General features: G+C 70.0%; 8 protein-coding genes. 3 read left to right on the forward strand and 5 right to left on the reverse strand.

All coding sequences use genetic code 11. The annotated features are described in order from the left end of the window. The 5 genes from ACFWF3_RS12850 to ACFWF3_RS12870 all read right to left on the reverse strand — a co-directional run. Positions 1-1,666 (reverse strand): class I adenylate-forming enzyme family protein (locus ACFWF3_RS12850; protein WP_379313825.1); only part of this gene is annotated, 1,666 nt, incomplete at its 3' end. Between the two features lie 40 nt (positions 1,667-1,706). Then, the gene (locus ACFWF3_RS12855; protein WP_067444876.1) at positions 1,707-2,903 is read right to left on the reverse strand and encodes a MaoC family dehydratase N-terminal domain-containing protein; all 1,197 of its coding nucleotides are present in this window, start codon (positions 2,901-2,903) and stop codon (positions 1,707-1,709) included. Between the two features lie 13 nt (positions 2,904-2,916). After that, positions 2,917-3,918: an MDR family oxidoreductase gene (locus ACFWF3_RS12860; protein WP_379313826.1), complete on the reverse strand. Its 1,002-nt coding sequence runs from the start codon at positions 3,916-3,918 to the stop codon at positions 2,917-2,919. A 56-nt stretch (positions 3,919-3,974) separates the two neighbouring features. After that, complete coding sequence (locus tag ACFWF3_RS12865) at positions 3,975-4,763, reverse strand: SDR family NAD(P)-dependent oxidoreductase (RefSeq protein ID WP_379313827.1); 789 nt, start codon at positions 4,761-4,763, stop codon at positions 3,975-3,977. 10 nt (positions 4,764-4,773) lie between these two features. Continuing rightward, positions 4,774-6,312, reverse strand: coding sequence for an AMP-binding protein (locus ACFWF3_RS12870; protein WP_379313828.1), 1,539 nt, complete (start codon positions 6,310-6,312; stop codon positions 4,774-4,776). 168 nt (positions 6,313-6,480) lie between these two features. Between ACFWF3_RS12870 and ACFWF3_RS12875 the strand changes: the two genes are divergently transcribed. From ACFWF3_RS12875 to ACFWF3_RS12885, 3 genes are all read left to right on the forward strand, one after another. After that, positions 6,481-7,668, forward strand: a complete 1,188-nt coding sequence (locus tag ACFWF3_RS12875) for a CaiB/BaiF CoA transferase family protein (protein ID WP_379313829.1) — start codon at positions 6,481-6,483, stop codon at positions 7,666-7,668. Further along, complete coding sequence (locus ACFWF3_RS12880) at positions 7,665-8,555, forward strand: CoA ester lyase (RefSeq protein ID WP_067444887.1); 891 nt, start codon at positions 7,665-7,667, stop codon at positions 8,553-8,555. Before ACFWF3_RS12875 ends, ACFWF3_RS12880 begins: the two co-directional genes overlap by 4 nt. Further along, positions 8,552-9,462, forward strand: a 911-nt coding sequence (locus tag ACFWF3_RS12885; protein WP_379313830.1) for an acetyl-CoA hydrolase, incomplete at its 3' end; no start/stop codon positions are given. The genes ACFWF3_RS12880 and ACFWF3_RS12885, both read left to right, overlap by 4 nt.

Below are 9,462 nucleotides of genomic sequence, written 5' to 3' on the forward strand. Positions count from 1 at the left end.
GATCGCTGGACTTGATCTTGGCGCTGCCGGTGAGCGCGATGTCGGCGTCGTCGAAGAACAGCACGTGGCGCGGCACCTTGTAGCTGGCGAGCTGCGCCTTGAGGAAGGCGCGGATCTCCTCGGCCGCGGGCTCGGCCCCGGCGTGCGGCACGATGCACGCGACGACCACCTCGCCGAGGGTCGGATGCGCGACGCCGACCGTGCGGGTGACCTTCACTCCGGGATGGTTGTTCAGGGCCGCGTCGACCTCGAGCGGTGAGACGTTCGCCCCGCCGGTCTTGATGATGTCGGTGAGCCGGCCCTCCCAGTAGAGCCGGCCCGTGTCGTCGAGGTAGCCGCCGTCGCCGGTGTGGAAGTACCCGTCGGGGTCGAAGGTGTCTTCGCGCCGGACCCCGAGATAGCCGAGCATCAGGGTGGGGCCCTTCACACAGATCTCCCCGCGCGCACCCCGCGCGACGATCTCGCCGGTGAGCGCGTCGGCGATCTTGATCGTCATGCCGGGCAGGGCCAGGCCGCTGCTGCCCGCGTGCACCTCGGGCGGGGTGTCGGCGGGGAAACACGTGGCGATCGTGAAGGTTTCGGTGCAGCCGTAGGCGTGGCCGGGTTCGTACCACCTGGTCGAGACGGTGGGATGGTGGGCGACCGGGGTGTCGTAGTCCACGAACCGCATACTGCTCAGATCGACGGTGGCCCAGTTGGGGGCGGCCTCGAGCTGGGCCCACTGGTGTGGCCAGGCGACCGGGAAGTTCACCCGCTGCGCCGCCATCAGATCCAGTGCCTCGGCGGCGTCGAAGGTCGGCTGGAGCACGAGGACCCCGCCCGCCGCGAGCGTCGAGCCCAGCGCCTGACCGAAATTGCCCGACCAGAAGAAGCCGTTGGCCGCCCAGCACCGCACATTGTCGGCGGGGGTGAAGGCGAACATGCGCTGGAAGCGCCACATCTGGATGGTCACCCCGGCGTGCGCGCTGAGGATGCCCTTGGGCGTGCTGGTCGAGCCGGAGGAGAAGAACAGCACCGCCGCGTCGCAGGGCCGCACCGCCGCGGCGGTGGCCTCGACCAGCGCGCGGGGGGTGCCGTGGCCGTCGGCCAGGAAGTCGGTCCAGGTCTGGATCGCGGTGCTCGGCGTCGGCTCGCCGATCATCGCGAGCCTGCGCAGGAAGGGGAATTCGGTCGAGTCCAGCGCGCCGGGCTCGGCCGTGGCGATCCGGGGCTCGAGCTCGGCCAGGATCGCCGCGAAGTCCTTGCCCGCCACGGTCCGCTCGAACAGCAGCACCGAGACGCTGGACTCGCGCAGCAGGAATTCCAGTTCGGCGCGGGTGGAGAAGGTGCTCAGGGCCACGGCGACCCCGCCCGCGAGCGCGGCGCCGAACATCGCCGCGATCCATTCGGGCCGGTTGGTCATCAGCACCCCGACCCGGCCGTCCTTGCCGAGGCCGGTGGCGCGCAGCGCCGTGGCGACCTCGACGGCGCGCTCCCACAGATCGGTGTAGGTCCACCGGATCTCGCCCTGTGCGGACGCGGCGATCACGGCCTCGCGATCGCCGTACTTCTGGGTCACCGTGCGCAGGAACCCGGGCAGCGTGAGCGGCCCGAGGCCGGGCTCACTGCTCAGGTCGGGTCCCGCCACGAGCGAAACAGCCTGTGCGGATACGGTTTCGGACTCCACGCCCATCATCGGCCTCTCTCGCGGATTCGTCTCGGCGCCGCTAGAACGGCAACTCGACTTCGGCGGTGCAGTCCACCAGCACACCGAAGTCCTGATTGGTCAGGCGCAGCTTGATCTGCACGATCGGCACGCCCCAGGCCGACTCCGCGTCCTTACCGATCACCTCGGCGTCGAAGTAGGTCACATCGCCCTCGAAGGCGGGCAGCCGGAAATTCGCCTTGGAGTGGCGGACCATGCCGTCGTAACCCGCCCAATAGGCGAGGTAGTCGGTGCACCAGGCGCCCATCGTGGCGCCGTAGCCGTAGGCGCGCGCCATCCCGACCTCGCTGGCCTTGTCCGCGTCGATGTGCCCGCGCGACGGGCCGACGTAGAGCCCGTCCCGCTTGCGCGGATCGATCTTGGCGCCCTCCTCGTCGAAGGCGAAACCCTCCACCCAGCCCGGGTCCTGATACACCCACGGGTCGGCGATGCCCGGCGGGGCGACCCAGCCGAAGGTGCCCCAGATGTTGAACAGGAACGCCCGGTACTCGGTGGTGAAGCTGGCGACCGTGTGCGGTCCGATCACCCGGCGCGGAAGGGTGTCGCCGACCTTCACCTCGTCGAAGTGGGGCGAGATTCCGTGGCGGTTGGACAGCAGCCAGTCGTTGCGCAGCGCGTCGACCGCGCCGAGTTCGGCCGGGGTCCAGCTCTTCACTGCGCCGAACTGGTTCTCGTAGAGCCCGCGTTCGGCGGCCTCGGCGGCGAGATAGCGGATCGCGGTGGACCGTTCGCGCGCCACCAGGACGCCGTGCTGGTTGGTGTGGGTGGTGTCGCCGCGCGAGAACATGGTCGGTCCGGCGAATTTCGTGTCGGCGACCTTGTAGTCGTGGAAGCGGCGCTGCTGGAACAGGGTGTCGCCGGGCCGCACCGGGCAGCCGTAGAACCACCATTCCTCGCCGCCGAAGATCAGATGGCTGCCGGGAATGTGGCCTACGCAGGCGGGCGCGGCACCGTGCCCGTAGTCCAGGGCCACGGCGATCGACTGCGGCGCGACGAGTCCGCCGAAGCGGGATTCCTTGGCGAACTCGTGATCCCAGTGCACGGGATTGGGGTAGTCCATCGCCATCACCCAGCGGCGAATGTCGGAGGTACTGCACGGGTCCCACAGTTGGCCGCCGCCGATCGGCTGACCGACCCGATGGTCGACATCGGACAGATCGAGTTGGGCGGTCGCGGGTCGGTCCGGCTTCGTGCTCACAGCTGCTCCTGAATTATCGATTGACGTCGACGACGATGCGACCGCGCACCATGCCCGCGATGAGCCGCTCGGCGGCGGCGATGGTGTCGGCCAACGTGATCTCCTCGACGATCGCCTCGATGGTGTCTGCGGCGAGATCGCGGGCGAGCCGGGACCAGGCGGCGTCGCGTCGCGAGCGCGGCGCCATGACGCTGTCGATGCCGTAGAGGGTCACCCCGCGCAGAATGAACGGCGCGACCGAGGACGGGAAATCCATGCCCTGGGCCAACCCGCACGCAGCGACCGCGCCGCCGTAGCGGGTCTGAGCGCAGGCATTGGCCAGGGTGTGACTGCCGACCGAGTCGACGACCCCCGCCCAGCGTTCCTTCTGCAACGGCTTGCCGCCCGCACCCAGTTCGGCGCGGTCGAGCACCGTGGCCGCACCGAGGTTGCGCAGGTAGTCGGCCTCGTCGGTCTTACCGGTCGCGGCGGCCACGGTGAAGCCGGCCGCGGTGAGTAGGGCGATCGCGATGCCGCCGACTCCGCCGGTCGCGCCGGTGACCAGGACCTCGCCCTGCTCGGGTCGCACGCCGTGGTCGAGCAGCGCGCTCACACACAGACCCGCGGTGTAGCCCGCGGTGCCGATGGCCATCGCCTGCCGGGCGGTGAACGCCTCGGGTAGCGGCACGAGCCAGTCGCCGTCGAGCCGGGCGCGCTGGGCGAGGCCACCCCAGTGGGTTTCCCCGACACCCCAGCCGTTGAGTACCACGCGGTCGCCCTTGGCCCAGTCCGGGTGCGCGCTGTCGGTGACGACGCCGGCTAGGTCGATGCCGGGCACCATCGGAAAGCTGCGCACCACGGGGGAGGCACCGGTGATCGCCAGGGCATCTTTGTAATTCAGTGTCGAGTACTCGACGTCGATGTCGACGGTGCCGTCCGGGAGCGCGGACTCGGCCACGCTGGTCAGCGCGACTCTTCGTCCCGCATCGTCTTTTTCGATCAGTACCGCCGAGAACTTCGCCGTCGTGTCGTCCATGGCGAGCACATTACGTCAATCCTATTAAGGATAGCAATGCTTGACTGTTCAATGCGTCAGCGGGTGGTCCAGCCGCCGTCGACCACGATCGTCTGGCCGGTGACGTAGCTGCCCGCGTCGCCCGCCAGCCAGAGCACGGCCCCGACGATGTCCTGCGCGGTGCCCTCCTTCGGCAGTGGGGTATTGCGCCGCAGATACGCTGTGGCGCGCTCGCTCTCGTAGAGCGGCCCGGTGATCTCGCTGCGGAAGAAGCCCGGCGCGACCGTGTTCACCCGGATCGAATGCCGCGCCCACTGCACCGCGAGTTCGGCGGTGAGCCCGGACAACCCGGCCTTGCTCGCGGCGTAGGACGCCTGCGGGATGCCGGGGATGCCGACCCGCCCGCTGATCGAGGAGATGTTCACGATCGTGCCGCGACCGAGCGCGCGCATATGCGGAAACACCTGCTGCGACAGCCGCAACGGCGCGACGAGGTTGAGATCCATCGTGCGACGGACGGCGTCGAGGGGTTCGTCCTCGGCGCGTTCGGTGGTGAACATCGTTCCCGCGGCGTTGATCAGGATCTCCGGTGGACCCAGCGCGGCGACGACCGCGGGCACGATCGCCTCGAGCCCCTCGCCGCTGCCGTCGAGATCGGACAGATCGCACGCGATGGCGAGGCCGTCGATGCGCGCGGCGAGTTCGGTCAATCGATCCCGGCGTCGGGCCACCACCGCCACCCGGGCGCCGAGGCCGGCCAGGGCCGTCGCCACCGCGGCGCCGAGACCCGACGACGCGCCGGTCACGATCGCCACCCGCCCGTCGAGGTCGAAAAGCCGTGCGGTCGTGTCGCGCTCGGGTGTCATGGTGGTTCCCTCAGGCTTCGGTGGAGTGTGGTCGCCGGGCGGCGAGCGCGGGCAGTTTCGTGCGTTCGACCTTGCCCATCGCGTTGACCGGCAGGGCATCGACCACCGACCAGGTCTCGGGCACCTTGTACGGCGAGAGCTCGCGCCGGCACAGCGCGGTGAGTTCGGCGATATCGATCGGGGCGTCGGCGCGCTCGAGCACGGCGGCGACGCGATGGCCGAGCCGGTCGTCGGCGATGCCGCAGACCGCGACCTTGGCGACGCCGGGGTGGGCGGCGATGACGCGTTCCACCTCGAGCGGATAGACGTTCGCGCCACCTCGGATGATGACGAGCTTCTTGCGGTCGAGCACGGTCAGCCAGCCGTCCGCGTCGACGGTCCCGATGTCACCGGTCGGGATCGGGCCGGGGGCCGGTGCCCGAATGCCCTCGGGTTCCCAGTAACCCAGCATCGGTCGCCACCGGTGCGCCCACGGTCCGGTGGTGACGCCGTCGAGGCGCAATTCACCGAGCTCGCCCGCAGGGAGCGGATGGCCGTCGTCGTCGTAGGCCGCGACCGTGTACTGCGGCAGTACCTGCCCGCAGGTTCCGGGGCGTGGGGCCGCGCGGGGCGGGTCGATGGAGACGACGGTCGGTGCCTCGGTCAGGCCGTAGGTGACGCGGGGCACGAGCCCGTGCGCCGCGTGGAACGCCTGTCGCAGCGATTCCGGGGTGTCGCCGCCGCCGCTCCACACCTCGGTGAGCGAGCTGAGATCGAGGTCGGGGCGGCGGGCGAGGTCGTAGAGCTGCGCGGGCGCGCCGTTCCATACGGTGACCCGTCGCGTGGCGATCCATTCGGCGACACCGTCGACGTCGCGCCGGTTCATCACCACCGCGCATCCGCCCGCCTGGGCGGTGAGCAGGGTGGACAGGACCATGAGGTTGAGAATGGTGAGCGGAAAGCTGTCGCCCTTGCGCAGTTCGGGGCCCCAGCCACGCGTGGCGACGAGCGTCGCGCCGGGCAGGAGCAGGTTGCGCTGGCTGTGCACTACGGCTTTGGGCTGTCCCGACGTGCCGCTGGTGAAGGCGATGGCGGCGGGCGCGTCGACGTCGGCCTCGACCCGCGGCGCGACCGACCCGGCGGCGATCAGGTCCGCCCATCGATCGGAATCGACGCACGTGGACGCGGTCAATCGGCAGTGCTCCCCGGCGAGCACGACCATCGGGGCGCAGAGCTCGTCGAGGTAGCGCTGCTCACTCGCCGTGAGCGCCTCGCCGATCCCCGCCCAGATCGCGCCGATCCGTTGCGCGCCGTGAAACGCGGCGACGATGTCGAGGTCGTTGGGCAGGCACGCGGCGACCCGGTCGCCGGGCCGCACGCCCAGCGACCACAGTGCCCCCGCCGCCCGGTCGGCCCGTTCGTCGAGTTCGGCATAGGTCCAGACACCCGACACCGCCTCCACCGCGGCGGCGTCCGGGCGCTCGCGCAGGGCGGTGTCGAATACCCCGGCGACGGTCGCGTGCCGAGGCGGGTGCGAGCCCGATGGGTCGCTGTTGTCGATGTCGTCCACGACTTCTTCCCCTCACTATCCTTGTAATGATTCATACTATAGGCTCGGTCCCGCTGTCCCGGAGCACGCGCGAGCTCCTGGATGTGGCTTCCGCCGATGCCGAATCCGCCCGGCCGCCAACATCTCTCGGCTGCCGGATCCCTGTGACGGAGGAGAGGTCGAGCCGTGATGGCACCTCGAACAACGACGCGCTCGGGACCACTGTCCGAGCTGCGTGTCCTGGATCTGACCGCGATGGTCATGGGCCCCTACTGCACCCAGATCATGGCCGACATGGGTGCGGACGTGATCAAGATCGAGCCGCCCGCCGGGGATAACACCCGCTACATCTCGGTCGGCCCCGACCCGGCGATGAGCGGGGTGTTCGTCAATGTGAACCGGGGCAAACGCAGCGTGGTCCTGGATCTGCGATCGGAGCCGGGCAAGCAGGCGCTGCGCGCGCTGATCGCCGACGCCGACGTGTTCGTCCATTCGATGCGCGCCACCGCGATCGCCGGACTCGGCTTCGACTACGCCGCGGTGTCGGCGATCAATCCGTCGATCGTCTACACCAACTGCTACGGGTACGGCAGGCGCGGGCCCTACGCGAACTTCACCGCCTACGACGACACCATCCAGGCCGAGAGCGGCCTGCTTTCCGCACAGGAGCAGTTGACCGGAACGGCGGGCTACGTCGGCACCATCCTGGCCGACAAGGTGGCCGGGCTGACTGCGCTCTACGCCACCACCATGGCGCTGTTCCATCGGGAGCGGACGGGGGAGGGCCAGGAGGTCGAGGTCGCCATGTTCGAGACCATGGCCGCGTTCATGCTGGTCGAACACGCCAACGGCGCACTGTTCAGCCCACCGCTCGGTCCCGCCGTGTACCCCCGCGCCGTCACGCCCAACCGCAAGCCCTACCGGACCAGCGACGGCGGCTATGTCAGCGCGCTGGTCTACAACGACAAACAGTGGTCGGCGTTCGTCGACGCGGTCCGACCACCGTGGGCCGGACCGGAATTCGCCACCCTGGCCCAGCGCGCGGCCCGGATCGACACCGTCTACGGCCTGCTGAGCGAGACGTTCGCCGAGCGCACGACCCAGCAATGGCTCGACCTGCTGCGCGCGCTCGATATCCCGGCCGCCCCGGTGCGCACCCTCGACGAACTCTTCGACGATCCGCACCTGAACACGGCGGGTTTCTTCGAGACGGTCCAGACCGAGCACGGCGCGGTCCGCTTTCCCGGCCCGCCGACCTGGTTCTCCCGCACCCCCGGTCGGGTCGCCGGTGGCGCGCCCGGACTCGGCGCCCACACCACGGAAGTACTCGACGAGATAACGACCCATCACACCACCGCCGCATCGGAGCAGCAATGACCAGTCTCGGAGAAGCCTTTCGCGCGCGTTCCTGGCTCTTCGCGCCAGGCGACAGCAGGCGCAAGATGGAGAAGGCGGCGGCCAGCGCGGCCGACATCGTCATCTTCGATCTGGAGGACGCCGTCCTCGACGCGGCGAAAGCGCAGTCCCGCACGATGATCGCCGATCTGCTCACCGCACGGCCTGCGGACGCGAGCCGGCTGTGGGTGCGGGTCAACCCGCTCGACGGACCACACACCCTGGCCGATCTGGCGGCCGTCGTCGCCGCTCGGCCCGGCGGCATCATGCTGCCCAAGTCGCGCGGTCGCGCCGATGTCGAACGTCTCGACCACTATCTGAGCGCGCTGGAGGTGGCCGCCGGGATCGAACAGGGCTCCACCAAGGTCATCGTGTTGGTGACCGAGACCGCCGAAGCCATGTTCACCACCGGCTCCTACCGCGGCGCGCCCCGGGTGGTCGCGATGACCTGGGGCGCCGAGGACCTCGCCGATTCGGTCGGCGCCGCCGAGAACCGAAATCCGGACGGGAGTTACGGATTCACCTACGAGCTGGCACGGAGTCTGTGTCTGCTCGGCGCCACCGCCGCCGGGGTGGCGGCGGTGGAGACCATCCAGGGCGACTTCCGCGACCTGGCCGGGCTGCGGGCCAGAGCCGAGCGGGTGCGTCGCGACGGCTACAGCGGCATGCTCGCCATCCATCCCGACCAGGTCGAGGTGATCAACGCGGCGTTCACCCCGACGCTCGCGGAATTGGCCGCGGCCCAGGAGATCGTCGACCTGTTCGCCGCCCATCCCGGCGTCGGCGCGCTCGGTCATCGCGGCGCCATGCTCGATCGTCCGCACCTGGCCCGCGCGCAGGCGCTGCTGGCGTCGGGTGGCCGCGCGTGAGCGTCGCGGTCGCGGCGACAGAGCTGGATCTGGGCCGCTACCTGCGCCACGGCGACCGCATCGTCATCGGTCAGGCGTGCGGCGAGCCGACCACCCTGGTCGAGGCGTTGATCGCAGATGGTCGCGAGATCGGCGGGCTCAACGCGTTCATCGCCACCAGCTTCTCCGGACTGTTCACGCCCGAGACGGCCGACAGCTTCGCCCTGTCGAGCATGGGCGCGATCGGCACGCTGCGGTCGATGACCAAGGCGCACAAGCTGACCGTGATCCCGTGCCACGTGAGCCGGGTCGCGCCGATGATCGCGGCGGGCACGCTCGGCTGTGATGTCGCCTTCGTCCAGGTGAGCCCCGCCGACGCGCACGGCAACCACAGCCTCGGGCTGATCAGCGACTACGTGCGGGCCGCTGTCACGAAGGCGCGGGTCGTGATCGCCGAGGTGAACGAGCGGGTGCCCTACACCCACGGCGCGCTGCTCGCGAGCGCCGACATCGACTGTGCCGTGCGGGTTTCGCGGGCACCGGTCGCCGTCGCGCCGACCGCCGCCGACCCGACCGACGACGCCATCGCCCGACACGCCGCGCAGTACATCGGCGACGGCGCCGTGCTGCAGGTCGGCGTCGGCGCGGTGCCGGACGCGGTCCTTCGGCTGCTGGGCGATCGCTCCGATCTCGGCGTGCACTCCGGGATGATCGGCGACGGTGTCGTCGATCTCATCGAGTCCGGCGCGATCACCAACGCGCGCAAAGGGATCGATCGAGGGATATCGATCACCGGGGCGCTGATCGGCACTGAACGGCTCTACGCCTTCGCCCATCGCAACCCTGCTGCCCGCCTCCCGCAACCTCGGCGAGGTCGACCAGCGCGCCCTGCTCGCCCACGCCGAGCAGACCGTCGTCCGCAACGACA

Origin of the sequence: Nocardia sp. NPDC060220 (assembly GCF_042727815.1) — a bacterium.
Lineage (GTDB): Bacteria > Actinomycetota > Actinomycetes > Mycobacteriales > Mycobacteriaceae > Nocardia.

Bases quoted from the DNA above. Each gene is read 5' to 3' on its own strand.
- ACFWF3_RS12860 (WP_379313826.1), bottom strand. From the start codon at position 3,918: ATGGACGACACGACGGCGAAGTTCTCGGCGGTACTGATCGAAAAAGAC.
- ACFWF3_RS12865 (WP_379313827.1), bottom strand. From the start codon at position 4,763: ATGACACCCGAGCGCGACACGACCGCACGGCTTTTCGACCTCGACGGG.
- ACFWF3_RS12875 (WP_379313829.1), top strand. From the start codon at position 6,481: ATGGCACCTCGAACAACGACGCGCTCGGGACCACTGTCCGAGCTGCGT.
- ACFWF3_RS12880 (WP_067444887.1), top strand. From the start codon at position 7,665: ATGACCAGTCTCGGAGAAGCCTTTCGCGCGCGTTCCTGGCTCTTCGCG.